This is a genomic window from Paenibacillus endophyticus, assembly GCF_014192395.1.
Lineage (GTDB): Bacteria > Bacillota > Bacilli > Paenibacillales > Paenibacillaceae > Pristimantibacillus > Pristimantibacillus endophyticus.
The window spans coordinates 54131-71725 of sequence record NZ_JACHXW010000009.1; the positions used below are offsets into that span (position 1 = coordinate 54131).

The window sequence follows — 17595 nt, forward strand, 5'->3', positions numbered from 1 at the left end:
CCAACTTTCTCTATATTTCTACGCGAAACGTAAGCTTAGCCGCCAAAGGATGGCGACAGCCGTTTACGCTTGAAATATAGGAAAGTATATTAATTCGCGAACTTTCTCTATATTTCTACGCGAAACGTAAGCTTAGCCGCCAAAGGATGGCGACAGCCGTTTACGCTTGTCCAAATAGTATAATAGCATATTGCTGGAATTAATTGCGAATATGTTGCGGTTTGCTCAGGTTAGACATGTGTTGGGGATGAGAAGAGTCATTCCATGCAAGGGAGTTTCGACATAACAACATAACAAAATAAATAATAATAAAATCATTTAAAGCCTATAAAAGCTAGTTTAAACCATTTTTTTGTACAGAAACGAACGATATACTAATTATAAAGCGCTTACATAACTTAAATGTAGGCAATAACAAAAATAACAAATTAACAGGAGGATTCGAATGAAAAAAGTACGCAAATGGGTCGCGGGAGCGATTGCCCCGATGCTTGTTCTATCGCTTGCCATGCCTGTAATCGCTCAGACGAAAACAACAGACACGCAAGGGCATTGGGCGCAAGCGGCGATTGAGAGATGGCAGTCTAATGGTGTTATTAATGGCTATTCCGATGGCTCCTTCAGGCCGAACAGGACAATAAACCGGGCAGAGCTGGTGACGATCATCAATGCCTCACTGGGCTTTCGATCGCAATCAGAGCAGCCGTTCTCAGATGTTGCAGCCTCTGCGTGGTATGCAGAAGCGGTTTCTGCCGCACGCGAAGCAGGTTATTTTGAAGGATATCCTTCAAATGTAGCGAAGCCGCTGGATGCGGTAACGAGGCAGGATGCCGTCGTTCTTTTGGCTAAGGCTTTCCATCTGAAAGCAGTTGGCAGCGCTTCCTTTAAGGATGAAGCAGACATCGCCGTGTATGCGAAAGAAGCGGTGGATGCTCTATCCTCCGTGCTCGAAGGGTATGGGGATGGCTCGTTCAAGCCTCGCAATCCATTGACGAGAGCGGAGCTGGTAGCCGTTATCGACAAGCTGGTTGCTGGGTATTATCCCAAAGCAGGCGAGTTTGCAGGGGGATCAATCGCAGGCAACGTCGTTGTGAATCAAGCCGATGTGGTGCTGAAGGATATGACGATAAACGGCAATCTGTACGTAACCGCTGCGGTAGCGGACGGAGACGCCAAGCTGGTAAACGTCACGGTGAATGGTGAAACATACGTGTGGGGCGGGGGAGAAAATACGGTATCGTTTGATCATTCCGCGCTTGCGGGTGTAGAGGTGGAGCGCAAGGATGGACCGGTACGCGTGCATTTCAGCCAAGGCTCATCCGCTCAGCGTGTAACAGCGAACGGCATCTTTACGCTGGAGCTTGATGCGGACACGGGTGTGGGGGAGCTGACATTGCGTGCGGGTGCCCAGGGCAGCGCAATTAAAGGGTTGGGCGATGTGAAAAAAGCGGTTGTTCAAGCGGATGACGTCAAGCTGAATGGAGCGAACCTTCCGAAAGGAGAGGCTGCCATCAAGGATGGGAAGGCGGTAAATGCCTCAAGCGGCGGAACCGGGTCTGGCGGCAGTGGAGGGGATAACGGAGGAGGATCGGCAGAGCGGGTGGAGAATTTGGTAGACCCGGATGCTACTGCATTCACAAAGTCATTGTTTGCCTACTTGGATGATGTGCGCGGCCAGCAGATGCTCTTTGGCCAGCAGCATGTGACGACAGAGGGCATATCCTTTATAAATACGACCGAGACGCAATCGGATGTGAAGAAGGCGGTAGGTGATTTCCCTGCTGTTTTTGGCTGGGACACTGGCAGTCTGGAAGGCAAAGAAAAGCCGGGAGTCACGGGCGATACGGAGCAGAGCAGAATCAACCTCGCGGCAAAAATGAAGGAAGCGCATGAGCTTGGCGGCATAGTCGCGTTAAGCACCCACTTTCCGAACTTTGTAACGGGCGGCGGCTTTAACGATACGGCGGGCTCTGTCGTGCAGCATATACTGCCGGGCGGCGACAAAAATAGCGAGTTCAATGCCTATTTGGATCTGATCGCCGAGCTGGCCAACAACCTTAAGGATGATAACGGAGAGTTGATACCGATTCTGTTCCGTCCTTTCCATGAGCAGAATGGCGGCTGGTTCTGGTGGGGGGCCAAGACGACGACCGTTAGCGAATATATTGAAATATATCGGTATACCGTCGAATATTTGCGGGATAAGAAAAATGTGCACAGCTTGTTGTATGTGTATTCGCCAAACGGTGCGTTTTCCGGAAGCGAAGACACTTATTTAACAACCTATCCCGGCGATGACTACGTGGATATTCTCGGCATGGATCAATATGACAACCAGCAAAACCCGGGAAGCGATACCTTTCTAAGCTTGTTGGTCAATGATCTGGCTATGATCTCAAGGCTGGCGGATTCCAAAGGGAAAATAGCTACATTTTCTGAGTTTGGCTATAGTCCGCAAGGAATGCTGACACAGGGGAACGTGGATTTGAATTGGTTTACGAAGGTGCTCGCCGCCATTAAGGCGGACCCGGATGCAAGAAGGATTTCATACATGCAGACGTGGGCCAATTTCCATCTGAACGGAAATTTATTCGTGCCTTATCGCGATGCGCCGGCGCTTGGCGATCATGAGCTGCTTGACGACTTAGTCGCTTTTTATAATGATCCGTATACGGCATTCGCGGCAGAAGTCGGGGATGTATATGGGATGCAGGTTAGAGCGGCGGAGGAAAAACCTTCCCTGCATATCGTGTCGCCTGTCGATCAAAGCACGGTCAAAGAAACGGATACGCTAATTCGGGCTAGGGTGCTGCATGCGGCGCCGTCCAAGGTTGTATATGTAGCGGAGGGCTCTGCGTCGGAAATACCGATGAGCCTGGATGAAGACGGCTATTATTCAGCAAGCTGGTCGCCTGCAGGCGAGCAGAATGGCAAAACGGCATCGGTTACAGTAAAGGTATATAAGCAAGGCGGCGTTGTATTGGAGCAGTCGGTTCTCGCTTTCGTTAAGGTGGATGAGCTTCCGCTCCGCTCGTATACATTCGATGAACAAATCAATGGTATTCAGAATAACGGAACCTGGCCGGCCGCAATGGGGCTTTCGCTTGCGCATGCATTGATAGGCGGGAATGGCATGCTTCAGCTGAATGTAACGGGAGCCGTGCCGGGCGACAATTGGCAGGAATTTAAATTAGAACTGACAGATGCGGCAACCGCGGTACCTTTGGCATCCGTAAACCGCGTGAAATGGGATGTGTGGATTCCGGCATCAGCCGGTGCGGCGGGTGCGAATGCCAGCCTGCGTACTGTCGTTATGCTACCGCCGGATTGGTCGGATGAAGGTAAATATGGCATGCTGACGACGGAAGAAAAGCTGTCGGAACTAGACACTGTGACGATAGACGGCGTTGCGTACGCACGTTATACAGCCGTGGTCAACTTGAATGATGCCGCCAAATCAGCCGAGGCGACGAGCATTGCCTTATCCTTGATCGGCAGCGGTTTGCAGCTTGACGGTCCAATTTATGTGGATAATATTGAGCTGATCAGCAGTTATTTCGAAGCGCCGATCATCCCGTCACTCGTTGATGATTTTGAAGGCTACCAAGGCGTGAACGCTGCACTGCAAGCCAAGTTTGTGAAAGCGGGAGGCGACACGGTTGTGGTAAGCCTAGACCCTTCGCATGAGAGTGGCGGCGAATATGCCATGAGATTCGATTATACGCTTGGCGGGTCGGGCTATGCGGGCATTACGAAAGGGCTCGGAGGCGTGGATTGGTCGGCCTTTAACAAGCTGAAATTTTGGATCGTTCCGGATGGCTCCAATCAGAAGCTCGTTATCCAGCTGAGGGTAGACGGCGTTTCGTATGAGGCTTACCCATCGCTTGCGGGTACAACGGGAGAGTGGGTGTCGCTGCACTTTAATGAGTTCGCGGTTGCGCCTTGGGATACGGGCAATGCCGGCAAAAAAATCAATAAAGCAAGCCTCAAAAACGTGCAGGATTTCAATATCTATGTAAACGCGGTATCGGGAGCGATGCTTAGCAGCAGCTTATATTTCGATGATATCGAGGCGATTAATGACGGAGGGGGCGGCGTTCCGAATGGAGGGAACGGAGCGGGCAGCACGCCTTCGCCTGCGGGAGTATTGTACGATTTTGAGAGTGAAACCTCTGGTTTTAACGTGGAATCCAACGAGGCAAGCGCTATGGCTCCGGCAATAACGGCGGATGCCGCGACATCGGGGACGCATTCGCTGAGCGCCTCCTTCAGCTTGGCGGGAACGGGCTTTGAGCTCGCGAAGGTATCGGCGCTGGATCTATCGGCGGTGGATGCAGTCAGCGCAAAGGTGAAGCTATCCGCGGGGACAGCCAATGTACGGCTGTATATGAAGACGGGAGCGGGTTGGAGCTGGTATGACAGCGGAACGGCGGTAAGCGTAGATTCAACCGAGTTCAAGACGCTCTACATTCCGTTAAACGGCATAGCTGACCGTGATGCGGTGAAAGCGATCGGCATTAAGATTGAGCCGACAGATGGCTCGGGCGAGGCGTTTGTTTATATGGATGAAATTACACTTAACGTAAGCTAGCCGTATATAAAAGAGAGAGGAAGAACCCCGGAGGCGAATGGCGCGAGCCAAAGCTACCGGGGTTCTTCGGCTTCTAGTAGTTGTAGCGTTTGAAGGTGGCGTCGCTCTTCAGCGTTGCCGCGCTTGCTGCATGGACGGCAGACAGCTGAAGCACATAATTATAGTGACGTATGAAGTAACCGGGCTGGCTATGAGATTCATAGGAGGCTTTGGCGCTGTCCGCCCAGCCTGCGGCTTGGTTGAAGGTCGCATCGCCCTTGAAGGCGGAGGTTCCGGTGAATGGCTGCAGCACGATCTGGTTGCTTGCGTTGCGAGCCAGGTAATACCCCGGCAGGTTCATTGATTCAAAGGAGACGCCGGATGCGCTTGCCAGCCCTGGCACGATGCGGAACTGGGAATCCAGTGCGGGAGATACGTTCTCATCGATGCGGGCGGCATAATTGTAGTGTCGAACGTAACGGGTGGAGAAGTTGTGGGATTCCAGCCTGCTGTAGCCGGTCGCGTCGGCGGTTGCCGGACCGAGCAGCCGGATTTCATGCACTGTAGGCGTGTACCAGTTGTTAGGATTGTTGAAGAGAACGGCATTCACAAGGTTGATGCGCACGTAGCGGGCGGTGAAGCGAACGGCGTCGGTCGTGAAACCATATTTCGTATTGCCGGTCCGGTCAATCGCTGAATAGTTGACACCATCGTTGCTGACCTCGATTTTATATTTGTAGTACGCCTCAGAGCCTTTATACATGAACCACGAAATGTCGACCTCTGTAATGGTCTTTGGTGCGCCGAAATCGACCTGCCACCATGCAGGCCAAGAGCTGCTCGAAGCGGCCCAGCTTGTCTGGGCATTGCCGTCATTGGCATTCGAGGCGGAAGAGCCCGTGCCCGTCGAGCTGGCGGTCGCTGTTTTGCCCTGCGCATGGTTGACTAAGGATGGAAGTGTTACGGAGCCTGTTGCGGCGTCAATGCTCCATGAGCTGTACCAATTTAACGAGGCGGCTGCGCTCGTATCGTTTAAGGTAAGCGGCAGCCAGATATAATGATGGTCGCTTAAGTTGAGGGGGTTCCAGCGATCGCCCATATAAATATAGGAGGTTGTGCTGCTGCCGGTGATGGTGCCGATGCTGTGGATTTGCGAGCCGTAAGCGGCGGGGTCGCCGAATGGCGAGAGTGCCGACCAAGTGCCGGTCATCGATGTAGAGGTGGCGTAGCTGCCTTGATTCGGATACCAGCCCGAGGCCTGCGAGGTGAACAAATAATACGTATTGTTCTTTTTCACAACGGCAGGGGCTTCGCGGTATCCGTTCTCGAATACCCAGCCTACAAAGGATTGGACATTCGTGTAGCTGCTATTGAGCTGGAAAATAGCCATCGTATCATTTGTACCGCCGTTTTTCTTCGATGCGGTAACCAAATAGCCGGTACCGTTCGTGTCGACGAAGACGGTCATGTCCCGAGACTCGTAATCAAGCGGGCGGAAACTGCCTTGATAAGTGAAATTGCCGTCAGGCGTGCTGCTTGTCGCAACCGCTACGCGGCCGAGTGAATAATCGGTGCCGTTCTCATAATGCATCCAAAGCACGTATTTGTTCGTGGCTGCGTTATAAATAACTTTCGGCCTTTCGATTTTGCTGGAGTTCAGCTCAGGGGCGGAGGTTTTGGTCAAAATGCTGTTGCCTAACGTCCAATTTTTCAAATCGGTTGAAGTGTACACGTTTACCCGGTCGAACGTCCAATTTACTGCTTTCTCGCCATACATGTAGTAGGTGGAGCCTACCTTCAAAATATTGCCGCTGTGAGCGTCGATCGGATTGCCGGCTGTATCGAGCCATTCGGTGCCATTCGTTATGCTGACACTTGCTGCGTTTGCTTGCTCAAGCTTGATTCCCGCATACGTTAATGCGATAAGTAAACACATGACGAGCATAGAGAGCAATCTTTTTGGAGCTGTACGCATCCTTCATTTCCCTCCCACAAGAGATAGATGATCCGCTGCCAGCGGCGACCCGTTGCATATTGCAGCAAGTCACAGCGTGCATGGGGATCTCAACATCAAGGTAGTTCATTTTGTAAACGCTTACAAGTAAAGAAAGTAAACATTTGTGAAATATATGGTCGTGCACAAAGTGAACGATTTGTTTGGTGCGGAAGGAGGGGTGCAGATAGGCAGTAAAACAGGGGAATAAGCGGGATTATGGTGAATATACTGGAATGGATAAGTTGTGGAGATACGTAGATTGGACAAGCCGGCAAGGCCAATTGAGAGAGAAAGGATTCTTGCTATGAAGATCTTATTTGGAATAATGGGTTTCCTGATTATTGACTTATATATGAACCTCATCCCGCAATTATTTGATCTCCGGCAGGCGACGCCGTGGCTGCTATATGCAAGCTTGTTTTTAGTGTTGGTTCATTGGGTGGCTAAGCTGACCGGTCTCAGGGGGGTGGGGGAGCTAGGCTTAACGGGTCATTACGGCTGGAAAAGAAATGTGCGGATCGGCTTCCTGCTCGGAGCCTCGGCTTGGGCGGCGATGTTTGGTTTACTGGCAGCATCGGAGGCGCTTCATATAGTGGGCGTGCGAGGCGCGACAGGCGCTGCGGCATTCCTGTCAAAGGCATTCGCTGTCGCTTTTCTGGGCTCGTTAATGAATGAGCTGGTGGTCAGGGGATACGTATTCGCGCATCTTAAAGGCAAAATAGGAAATGGCTATCTCCTGCTTCTTGCAGCTTGTCTTTATGCGTTTGACGATATCTGGCTGTCGGGCTTCCGCGCTTCGCAGGTGCTGGCTTCGATTATGCTCGGCCTCTCTCTTGGCTTTGTGCTGCTGCGAACGAATTCCATCTGGATGAGTGCTGGAATCAGCACAGGCGTGAGCTTTGTGTCTAGTTTGCTTTACGGGATTCCGGGCCATTCCGATGGCAAGGGGCTTCTGGTCGTGGCCGATGCGGGATCTGGAAACCTGATTGATCATGCGCAAAGCTATACTGCTCTTATGCTACTGTTCATTATCCTGCTGGCTTTTCGCCGATTGCGCATGAATAAGGCAGCCATCGAGCAGTTATGAGACGTGAAAAGGAATATGAATTTAAAGGAGGGTGTTGCGTGATCTAGCGTTATTCGCTATAATCACTTTAATTCAGACGAAGGGGTGAAGCATCATGTACAAATTCCAATTTAACCAGCTTCATCATTTCATTAGGCGTTAGCACACCTGATCAACATTCAGGGTGGGCTAGCGCTTCTCGCGTTGGCCCCCCTGCAGCATACGATGCGCGCAGGACCATGGGGTCCTGCGCGTTTTTTTTATTCCATTTATTTTAGAGAGGGATGATCGTGATGCAGAATGCAAAGGGGAATTATGGCTATTTCGGCAAGGAGCAGGCCCTAAGAAGGTATATTCAAGCGACGCTTCGCGAGAAGTTCGAGCTCTATGATTTCGATGAGGTCGCATTGAGACCTGGACTGATCATGCCGCTCAAACGCTTTGAATTAGGGAAAGTGCTTCGCGGCGGATTGGAGATGCACGACCGGCAGAGAGAGTTTCTGCAATGGAATGTCAATGTTGTGGGGATAGAAGGTCCGGAAGCGGAGATAGAACTGATGCAGCTGGCGTTGGATGTGTTCCGAGCGCTTGCGATAAAGGTTAGGCTGAAGTGGAACAACCGGCAGTTTCTGACAGAGCTGTTGGAGGCTGCTGCCGTTCCGATCTCAGATGCATACGCGGTGATGCTTGCGCTGGATAAGCTGGCGAGAGCTGGGGCGAACGCTGTGAAGGCAGAGCTCCAGATGTATGGACTGCAGGATACCGCAGTGTCCGCGGTTATGGTGTTGATTGCGAACGAAGAGTCTGGTTTGGAGCAATTAATAGAGACGTATAGTCTCGAAGGCAGCGCGGGAGCGAAAGAGGTGCTGGCTGTACGGAATATGCTGCACGCAATCGGACTGGATAAGGAGTACGTGTTTGACCCGTTTCTCTCGTATGGTCCTTCGGATTATATAGGAACGGTATATGAGGTTGAGGTGTTTGATGCTTCTGATGATGGCTATACACTGAGCTTAGGAGGAGGCGGAAGGTATGTCGACGATTTTACCTGGAGGTCGATCAGTGGAGACGAGGCTGCATACAGCGCAGCTCGGATGTCCTTTGAGTTGGAGGCCATTATGGCATTGCTTGAGAATCGAGTGGTAGAGCAGGCTTATGCAACAGTCGTGCTCATACAGCTGGACGTAACGGCGGCAGTGCTGCTTCAGGCGGCAGCGGAGCTGCGCTATAACGGCGTCAGGGTGAAGCTTGATAAGAGTGGACAGCAGCTGGAAGATAGTTTGGCATCGCTGCCTGGTAATGGCATTCGCTACGCGTTATTGCTTAATGAGCGCAATTGGCTGGCAGGATGCGTACGACTGCTGGATTTAGAGGAGCGGACGGAGAGAGAAGTGAGCGTAGACGAGGCAATCTACATCATCGGCGACTGTTATAGCTCGCGATATGAGCAATTGTCCAGCTGTTAGGCGCAGCAGGACGGGGGAGGTCAGAGGTTCCATATACGGCGAAGCGGTATGAAGGCATTGACTGTGCCAAATAAGAGTGCAGCCGAATAAGCTGCCGGAGCTTGCCGGCAGCTTTTGACTTGTGAAGCACTATGAGATTAAGCGTGCGTTGGAGCCTTCAGCAGCTTCTGAATGTGGCTTTCAATTTGCTCGGGCGTATCCTTGGAGCCAAAGCGTTTCAATACTTTCCCGTTCTGATCGACGAGGAACTTCGTGAAGTTCCACTTGATTGACCGTGAGCCGAGGAAACCTCGTGCTTCGCTTGTCAGTCTCTGGAATAACGGGTGTGCCGTGCTGCCGTTTACGTCGATTTTGGCATAAAGCGGGAAGGATACGCCAAAATTGATTTCACAAGCTTCGGCAACTTTACTGTCCTCGCTAAGCTCTTGGTTAGCGAATTGCGAGGAGGGAAATCCTAACACGGCGAAGCCTTCCTTGTTATACGTATCATGAAGCTTTTGGAGACCCTTGAACTGGTTGGCGAAGCCGCATTTGGTAGCCGTATTGACGATGAGCATAACCTTCCCTTTATAAGGGGCGAGAGTTTGTGCTTCTCCTCTGATCGTTTTTACTTCGATATCGTACAAGGACATAATAAAACCTCCAATGACTTTCATTTATATTTATTATAATTTAATTGTACACAATATAAAAAGTGGTGTCAATCAAAAAAAAGGAGACCGCCCAACAAATGGGCAGCCTCCGTATATCGATTCTATTCAGGATTATTAAATGACGTCAGCAGCGCCGGCTTGGATGAGCAGGGCTTTTGTTTCTTCCTCGTAATCCGTATCGGCAGAAAGCAGGTAGCGTCCTTGCTCAATAGCGTCTCCGGCAGTTTTGGCGTGTTTATCGGGAATGCCGATGCCTTGCAGGACGTCTTCGGTTCGGGTATCGTTGTCGGCATCGAGCGCGCCAGTAACAAAACCGGCTGGACTTCCGCCTACGACGCCCGTTCCTCCGGCAACATAGCCGCCGGCCGCTAGCGGTGCTGCGCCAAGCGGAGCAACTACTCTCTCGCCGTTCCGTTCTTGCGCTTCCCGAATGTCATAAACTTCGTCAACCGGAATGTCGGTCTGACCTGCCAGCAAAGGCGCGGCTTCCTTATTTTTCACTATAATTTGAAGATTTTGTTTGCCTGTCCGTGCAGCTTGGAGCATTCTAATCGCTTCTAGGACGTTTTCTTCTTTCTCAAAAATACCGATGGTCACCGTCATGGGTGAGCCCTCCTCTCGCTTCTAAGCAAATATGAGGTTACATCTTCTTATACCCTTCCCTCACTGCTTTGAATCGAGAAGCCTGTGTGATTAGCGATACTGAGCTTCTTATTTGGACACGGCAAAATGCGAAACCTCGTTTATTTCCGCAATTTCATCAATAGACAGCCGGTAATGCATGGCCTTCACATTTTGCTCGGCGTGATGGATTTTGGAAGCGCCCGGGATGGCGAATATGGTATCGCCATGCGCATGTATGAGCCAGTTGAGAGCGACTTGAGTGGCAGTAGCGTCATAAGCTATGGCAATTTGCTCAAGCAAATCAATAAGCGGTCTTGAACGGTTCAAGCTTTTGGCTTGAAAAGCTGCGCTCCATTTGCGGGGACCTTTGATGGCCTTGACCAGTGTTGGATCATGATGGAACTTCCCGCTTAGTATGCCCTGCTCAAGCGGAGAATAGGCAATAATCGCACAGCCAAGCTGCTGAGCGGTTTCTAGAATGCCGTTTTGCTCAATGCGCCGGTCGAGCAGGCTGTATTTCACCTGATTGGAGGCAAGCCGCAAGCCGTGCTCGCGCAGCACGCGATCGGCTTCCATCATTTGCTTAGCGGAGAAGTTGCTCACGCCGACGTGCTGGATTTTGCCTGCTGCCGCTAGCTTGGCCATTTCCTTCATCTCACTGCTGACGGAGGAGAGGGAGAAGGGCTGATGAACCTGATGCAGGTGAATCGTTCTGCCTTCCAGCAGCCTAATGCGCTCTTCGATCGTCGCGCCGATACTCCCGGCAGTCCGGAATAGCGGCCACCATTTGGTTGCAATATAAACAGGGTTATCCGAATGAATCGTTTCTCGTAAGGCGCGTGCGAGCAATTGCTCGGATTGTCCGTTCCCATAGATCTCAGCGGTGTCAAACCAATTGATTCCACCCTCGAAACTCGTTCTCACGATGTCGTTAATAAGACTGCCTTCTAGAACAGGCCAGAACTTCCCTACAAGCCCCTTGCCATTGCTGAACTGCCAGCAGCCCAGTCCAAGCGGAGATAATTGCAGCTTCGTTGGACCGAATGGCCTTAGAACGGTTTGATTCATCGCTATTCCTCCTGTTTCGCTAATGGCGGCTGTTATTGCGGCATTACGTTACTCTTTATTGCTGCTTTGCTGTATTTTTTGTAAAAATTGATGCGTGATCGCGAGCAACCCGGCTGCTTCCTCAGGCGTGCCGTCCAACTTGCAAGCCAGCTGATTGGGAAAGTCGACTGCCAGCTCCCGCAGTGCTCTCCCTTGAGCGGTCAGCTCTACGAGAACGCTCCGCTCGTCATTGCGGTCACGCGTGCGCGTCAGATGACCCGCAGCCTCCAGCTTTTTGAGCAGCGGTGTCAATGTGCCGGAGTCCAAGTAAAGCTTGTTGCCTAATGCGGTAACCGTTACATGATCCTCTTCCCACAAGGCGAGCATCGTTACATACTGCGTGTAAGTAAGGTCTATTTTCTCCAGCATGGGCCGGTATAACTTGGTGATCTCACGGGAGCATGCATAGAAGGCAAAGCAGATTTGATTATCCAGTTTCAATATATCTTGGTTGTCCATGTTGTTATCCTCCACTCGACGGCAAGCGCCTAGAATTGCTAGTCATTTATCGGAATTCCTAAGTTTAACAAAATTAAATTGTGATAAATATAATAATAAAGTTTGCTTCAGGGGCTGTCAATCAAAGCGATGCAGCGTTATATTGAAGAAAGAGACGAAAGTATGCGATACGTACTGCGTTTATTCGAGTGAAGGAGTGATAGCGATGTCCCGAACCGCAGAAGAGGTTGCAGCATGGATGTTAGGCGAGTTGAAGGAAAAAGGGATTTTGCATCAGGGCGAGGCAGTGGCGCATATTAAAAGCCATTTCGGTGAATCGTTTATATATGTGAATGAGCATGGCAACCCATCGATCGATAAAGAGGTTAAGAAGATATTCCGCAAGCTGCATAAAGGAAAAGCGGCTTGGGAGAGAGACGGCTTCTTCTGGGGTTGGAGCTAGCTTTGCCAGAGTTGCAGTGGCTCGCGCCTAAATGCAGGAGAACACTTGACAAAGATAACTGTAACTATTAAACTTACAGTAAGAAGTTGAGCGGTAAGACGTCAGTGGAAAGAAATGCGGCGTCTTCCTTTCTAGCCTAAGTGTACGAGAAATTGGTACAGTTACCGGGTGATCTTACTAATGGGGATAGGTGGTGTTGGAAGATGAAATTCAACATAAGCGACTGGGTACAAGGAAAAACGAAAGACGGCGAGCTGATTCACGGATTTGTCGAAACGATCGATATTTTGCAAGGGTTCGTCACTGTAAATGTTGTTAAATCGGATAACGAGGAAGTCATCGGCAAAATCGTTGCTGTTCGGTCATCTTGGCTCAAAAACGTATCTGACATCCCTTTAGACGATGCCCAAGTTTTTCAGAATTCAATCGACTTGGCATTGGATACATGGGATGAAGCTTGGTTTATGGAGCTTACGAATACGAGGAATGCAAGCGAGGTCGCAGGAAAAGCGGGAGACCGCTCGAAGGTTTATCCGTTCCCGGCAAACCGTCTGGGGCAATCCGCGTAAATTTTCTTATCGGCTGATTAAGCCTTGGACATAGCGTGAGATAGAAAGGATGATGCAGGCCTCGCGCCAAGCATCATCCTTTTTGTGCATATATGCTAGTTATTGAAGTTGGATCCCAATCCCCAGTGCATTTGCGCATTCTACGAAATATGCTGCAGTGGCCAAATCGAATACAGCCATCCCCATCGGGCAAAACAATACAGGCTCCTCGCTTCGCAAATCCTTCAAGGCGTGACGGCAAACAACGTCAGTCAACGTTAGTGTCTGCTCTTTGGTCAAGCCGCGTTGGAGATGGAGGAGCTCGATATCCGTATTCTCGCGGCAGACCTCATCCCAATCGTCCACGACAATCGCATGGACGCTGCTTAAAGCGGCCGTATGGAAATCCCTTAACGATACATCGAGCAGCAAGCAGCCTTTCTTCGGAGATACATCGATATACCGTTCCTTGCTCACTGTGCACGTAATGACGACATCGCATTCGTTGTACAGCTGCTGCCAGCTGGCCGCGACTTTTGTCAGCCTAAGAAGATGGGCGTCCACGCGATCAAGATCGGGGCTGTCCAACCGGCATCCTCTAATATCGAATAGATCAATCTGATCGATTCGTTCCTTATAGATTTGGCAGCACATCTCGTAATGCAGCCGGCCTACAGGCCCGAAGCCGATAATGCCAAGCTTTATGCGGCGGTCTTCGCCCTGTGCGCTTAAGTAATGGCGGAGGAGCAAGCCGCTGACCGCTGCTGTTCGCGCCGCGCTTGGCAGGGGCGTGTTCAGCATGGCGCGCGGAACGCCTGTTGCGGCATCATTGAGCAGCGTGATGCCGTGGGCGCGCGGAAGACCGGCGTCGAGATTGCCGGGAAAGCTGGCAATCCATTTGATTCCCGCTGTTTGCACGCTGCCGCCGACATAAGCAGGCATCGCGATAATCCGATTCGCAGGGTTGTGGTAACGGAGATAGGGCTTGATGGGCTGCTTGTAATCTCCCGAATCAATGATCCGTACCGCATTTTCCATGCGGTCTACTAGTGCCTCCCAGTTCAGTCCGATCATGCGGATATGCTCTTCGCCGAGATATAACACAAACATTGTCCTCTCTATCCTGATCTGTCTTTCTGGTACAGCGTATTTTCCGTTTTAACCTATAAGGTATAAGCGATGTTGTCGGAGCAATCATTCGCAAGGCATTGACGCTCCGAATTGCTGCTCCACCCACTCTGGGTTGTATACGGTGTCCATGTAGCGCTCGCCGCGATCGTGAACAATGACTACGCATACGGCATTGTCGGGCAATTCATGCTCGATTGACTTTAATGCATGGATAACGGCGCCAGTGGAAGGGCCGGCTAGAATGGATTCCTTCATAACGAGCAGTCTGCAGCCAGCAACCATGTCTTGGTCTGCAACCTTTATGGAACGGTCCATGAAACGGGTTTGGCCAAAAGGCGGAATAATCCCTGCTCCGAGGCCGGGGAATCTGCGAACGCTATTCGCGCCGCCTAATATAACGCTCCCCGCAGCATCGACGGCAACCACCTTGGTTGGGAGGTTGTAATCTTGGATATATTGGGCGCATCCCCGCATAGTGCCGCAGGTGCTCACCCCGCCGACTATGTAATCGACATGGCCCAGCTCTTCAATAACCTCTCGCATCGTACCTTCATAATGGGATAAATAGTTGTTCTTATTCGAATATTGATTAGGCCAAAAGCTGCCGGGATTAGCAGCGAGGAGCTGCTGTACCCGCGATAGTCTTGCCGGCAGAAATTCGCCTGTATCGGGATCGACTTCCGTAACCAGCTCAATTTCGGCGCCGTAGGCACGCATGATTCGAATGTTTTGCGGCGTAGTCTTAAGATCGATAACGCTGATGAATCGCATGCCAAGGTAGGAGCACAGGGCAGCAAGGCTAATAGCCATATTGCCTGAGCTGGACTCAATAATGACAGAACCGGGGCCGATTAATCCTTCGTTCCACGCCTTGTCGAGTATGCGCGCGGCGGGGCGATCCTTTGCGCTGCCGCTTGGATTCAGCGATTCAAGCTTGGCAAATACTTTTATGCCGCGATCGCTGGCGAACAGCTTTGAGAGCTGGACGATCGGGGTATTTCCGATGATCGACAACAAGCTTTTCTTCATGGAGACAGCCCTCCTTTTTAGAAATAAAGTTTTTTGGATTTGACTGTCCCTCGTTCAAGATGCTCGTTCTCTGCCGCGCGGGTGACAGTGATGCCTGCAAGGATCCGGTTTTGGATCATTTGTCCGATTTCACTAATTTTATGCTCGATAGCATGTTGAATGTGGATGAGCATCTCCTCTTTCAATGAACGGCTTCGTATATGGATGGAGAGCTGGTTGTGCACGAGCTTTACGCGAAGCTCGGCATCGTGAACGAATTGATGCACGACGCTTTCGATATCATAAAGGCTGATTTTCTCACCGTGCTTCAAGTCAGGTCCAATCCGTTTTGAAATGCATTGGAAGGCTTGCCGAGGATTTCCGTTAATGGTGATGGTTTGAAAATCACGGACGACATCATAAGTAACGTATCGGATGGCTGGAAACATCGACCGTATATAGGAGGTGAGCACGAGGACGGCCTCATTTCCTTGGAGCGGCTCGAACCGATCGTTAATTTGTTCAGCAGGCAGTGCCTCGGCGCACAGGGTCTCATCGATGATATACAGCCCGAGCTCATGGGAATAAGATGCGATGGCGCCGATCTCGATAGAGCCGTAGGTATCTAAAATATCAGCGGGCTCGATTCCGAATCGCGCGGCGATATGTGCCTGCCATTCGATGGGGGCGATTTCGCCGACAAGAATAATTTTCTGAATGCCGAACAGCAGAGGGTTCCCTGCTTCAGCTACTATGGCATCGAGGATGGAAGGCATTGTGTAGAGGAGATCGGGTTGGAATTGTTTAAGCTTGGCGATATGCGCTTCGATCGGCAGCTCGAAGGAAAGGGACGCTGCCTGCCAGCCGAGTCGGCTGAAGATGGCAAGCGCGGTGCTAGCGGCATGCCCGGTACCCATGTCGGCTAGTGCTTTGTGAACGATGGATGGATTTTTGAGCCATTCGCGGTAAGAGGCCATTTTTGCTGCGATATATCCTTCGTCATCCTCTTTGGAATAATAAATCGCTTTTCGAATGCCGGATGAAGTGCCTGAGGTCTTATAGACGGACAGCTCTGGATCGGGCCGGGCTGCAGAGGTGAAATAATGCTGGTCAAGCACTTCGGCGGTTATGAGCGGCAGTTCGGATAGCTGAGCCTCTTGGAGCTGTATTTGAAGCGGATGCTGTACAAGCAGGCTGCGGTACCAGGGGTGGTAGCGGCAGACGCTGTCAACTAGCTTTTCCAGCGGATAGATGGGCGGCATGGGGCATTCCTCCTCAGGGACATGTAACTAGGTTGGTCGATTACTAAAGCATATGTTGCATCCGCGCGCAGGTTCGACTTATGACGACAGACGCCTATATCCATTTAGATGCGAGTTCGTATGTTAATAAGAGTGAATAGATGAACGGAGGGACGAGGTGAAACAAAAGCCTGGAGAGCGTGCGTTGGAAGGGAAAGGAAGCCGCCGCGTAGCGGATAAATGGGCGAAATCGGAGGTGCTGCGCGGAGACGTAGGCCTTGCGCGTCATTTGCCGCAGACGAAAGTGATGACTGAGAAATCTTTGGATGAGATGCTGCGGAAGTGGCGAATGGTGTACGTTAAGCCGATACGGGGATCGCAGGGAAACGGCGTCATGAGGGCTGAGTTGAAGTCGGGAAGTAGGAGTGGCGGCGTCGGACCGAGGTATATATATCAGCTCGGTGAGACGCGGCGAACCTTCAGCACTTATGCTGCATTTTATCGATCAATTCTGGAAGTGACTAAGCGACAAGGATATCTGGTGCAAAAAGGCATTCGTATGCTGAAGCATGGCGGGAGACCATTTGATATCAGGCTTGTCATGCAGCGGTCGCCTCAAGGGGTGTGGGTGGCTACGGGTACGCTCGGGCGAGTGGCTCATCCACGCAAAATCGTTACGAACGGAAGTCAAGGCGGCATGATTTATCCGACCGCTTATTTGCTAAAGCCTTTTGCCAGCAAGGTTTTGCGGAGCAGGATGCTCGAAGGGATGGATAAACTTGCGGTAAGAGTGGCTAAGCGGCTGCATGGAGCATATCCAGGTATTAAAGAGCTGGGGCTTGATCTTGCGGTTGATCGCCAGCTGAAGCCGTGGATCCTGGAGGTGAATACGGTGCCCGACCCTTGTCCGTTCACGCTGCTGGAGGATCAGTCTATGCTTCGTAGAATCGTACGTTATGCCAAAGCCTACGGCAAAACCTATCGTTTACATTGCAAAAAAGCAAAGCGTGGAAAGAGAAGGGGGATGCTGTGAGCAGGTGTGAGCAGGAGTGCTAACAGCGACCATTCGGCGGCGCGTGATTGGGCTCGAAAGGAGGCTGTAAGCACACGGTGCGCTTACAGCGATTATTCGGCGGTTGACGGGCTCGAAAGGAGGCTGTAAGCACACGGGTGCGCTTACAGCGATTATTCGGCGGTTGATGGGCTTGAAAAAGAGGCTGTAAGCACACGGGTGCGCTTGCAGCGATTACTCGGCGGTTGACGGGCTCGAAAGAAAGGAAGGCG

The 17595-nt window shown here is 51.2% G+C and carries 14 protein-coding genes; 6 read left to right on the forward strand and 8 right to left on the reverse strand.

Annotation, left to right across the window (positions count from 1 at the left end; genetic code table 11):
• Window positions 1–445 precede the first annotated feature (445 nt).
• Window positions 446–4591 (forward strand): glycosyl hydrolase, encoded by a 4146-nt coding sequence (locus tag FHS16_RS16065; RefSeq protein WP_183564385.1) that lies wholly within the window; start codon window positions 446–448, stop codon window positions 4589–4591.
• 73 nt (window positions 4592–4664) lie between these two features.
• On the opposite strand, the gene FHS16_RS16070 is transcribed toward FHS16_RS16065, so the two are convergent.
• A complete protein-coding gene (locus FHS16_RS16070; protein WP_246431792.1) occupies window positions 4665–6506 on the reverse strand; it encodes an AbfB domain-containing protein in 1842 nt (613 codons plus the stop codon).
• 364 nt (window positions 6507–6870) lie between these two features.
• On the opposite strand from FHS16_RS16070, the gene FHS16_RS16075 reads away from it, so the two are divergent.
• A complete protein-coding gene (locus tag FHS16_RS16075) occupies window positions 6871–7653 on the forward strand; it encodes a CPBP family glutamic-type intramembrane protease (RefSeq protein WP_183564391.1) in 783 nt (260 codons plus the stop codon).
• A 272-nt stretch (window positions 7654–7925) separates the two neighbouring features.
• Window positions 7926–9098, forward strand: a complete 1173-nt coding sequence (locus FHS16_RS16080) for an ATP phosphoribosyltransferase regulatory subunit (protein ID WP_246431793.1) — start codon at window positions 7926–7928, stop codon at window positions 9096–9098.
• Between the two features lie 137 nt (window positions 9099–9235).
• Here FHS16_RS16080 and FHS16_RS16085 read toward each other — a convergent pair whose 3' ends face one another.
• From FHS16_RS16085 to FHS16_RS16100, 4 genes are all read right to left on the reverse strand, one after another.
• The gene (locus FHS16_RS16085; RefSeq protein ID WP_183564397.1) at window positions 9236–9730 is read right to left on the reverse strand and encodes a glutathione peroxidase; all 495 of its coding nucleotides are present in this window, start codon (window positions 9728–9730) and stop codon (window positions 9236–9238) included.
• Between the two features lie 135 nt (window positions 9731–9865).
• The gene (locus tag FHS16_RS16090; RefSeq protein WP_183564401.1) at window positions 9866–10354 is read right to left on the reverse strand and encodes a general stress protein; all 489 of its coding nucleotides are present in this window, start codon (window positions 10352–10354) and stop codon (window positions 9866–9868) included.
• Window positions 10355–10462: 108 nt separating this feature from the next.
• Window positions 10463–11443: an aldo/keto reductase gene (locus FHS16_RS16095; RefSeq protein WP_183564404.1), complete on the reverse strand. Its 981-nt coding sequence runs from the start codon at window positions 11441–11443 to the stop codon at window positions 10463–10465.
• Between the two features lie 48 nt (window positions 11444–11491).
• Window positions 11492–11941 (reverse strand): MarR family winged helix-turn-helix transcriptional regulator, encoded by a 450-nt coding sequence (locus FHS16_RS16100; protein WP_183564407.1) that lies wholly within the window; start codon window positions 11939–11941, stop codon window positions 11492–11494.
• A 205-nt stretch (window positions 11942–12146) separates the two neighbouring features.
• Between FHS16_RS16100 and FHS16_RS16105 the strand changes: the two genes are divergently transcribed.
• Together FHS16_RS16105 and FHS16_RS16110 are read left to right on the forward strand one after the other, a co-directional pair.
• Window positions 12147–12383: a DUF6953 family protein gene (locus tag FHS16_RS16105; protein ID WP_183564410.1), complete on the forward strand. Its 237-nt coding sequence runs from the start codon at window positions 12147–12149 to the stop codon at window positions 12381–12383.
• A 203-nt stretch (window positions 12384–12586) separates the two neighbouring features.
• Window positions 12587–12952 carry a hypothetical protein gene (locus tag FHS16_RS16110; protein ID WP_183564413.1) on the forward strand — a complete coding sequence of 122 codons (366 nt, stop codon included), beginning with the start codon at window positions 12587–12589 and terminating at the stop codon, window positions 12950–12952.
• A gap of 99 nt (window positions 12953–13051) precedes the next feature.
• Here FHS16_RS16110 and FHS16_RS16115 read toward each other — a convergent pair whose 3' ends face one another.
• The 3 genes from FHS16_RS16115 to FHS16_RS16125 form a co-directional block, all read right to left on the reverse strand.
• Window positions 13052–14041, reverse strand: coding sequence for a 2,3-diaminopropionate biosynthesis protein SbnB (locus FHS16_RS16115; RefSeq protein WP_183564416.1), 990 nt, complete (start codon window positions 14039–14041; stop codon window positions 13052–13054).
• Between the two features lie 84 nt (window positions 14042–14125).
• Window positions 14126–15091 carry a 2,3-diaminopropionate biosynthesis protein SbnA gene (gene sbnA, locus FHS16_RS16120; protein WP_183564419.1) on the reverse strand — a complete coding sequence of 322 codons (966 nt, stop codon included), beginning with the start codon at window positions 15089–15091 and terminating at the stop codon, window positions 14126–14128.
• A 17-nt stretch (window positions 15092–15108) separates the two neighbouring features.
• The gene (locus tag FHS16_RS16125; RefSeq protein WP_183564422.1) at window positions 15109–16332 is read right to left on the reverse strand and encodes a phenylacetate--CoA ligase family protein; all 1224 of its coding nucleotides are present in this window, start codon (window positions 16330–16332) and stop codon (window positions 15109–15111) included.
• A 157-nt stretch (window positions 16333–16489) separates the two neighbouring features.
• Between FHS16_RS16125 and FHS16_RS16130 the strand changes: the two genes are divergently transcribed.
• Window positions 16490–17344, forward strand: coding sequence for a YheC/YheD family protein (locus FHS16_RS16130; protein ID WP_312890935.1), 855 nt, complete (start codon window positions 16490–16492; stop codon window positions 17342–17344).
• The last annotated feature ends 251 nt before the right edge of the window (window positions 17345–17595 follow it).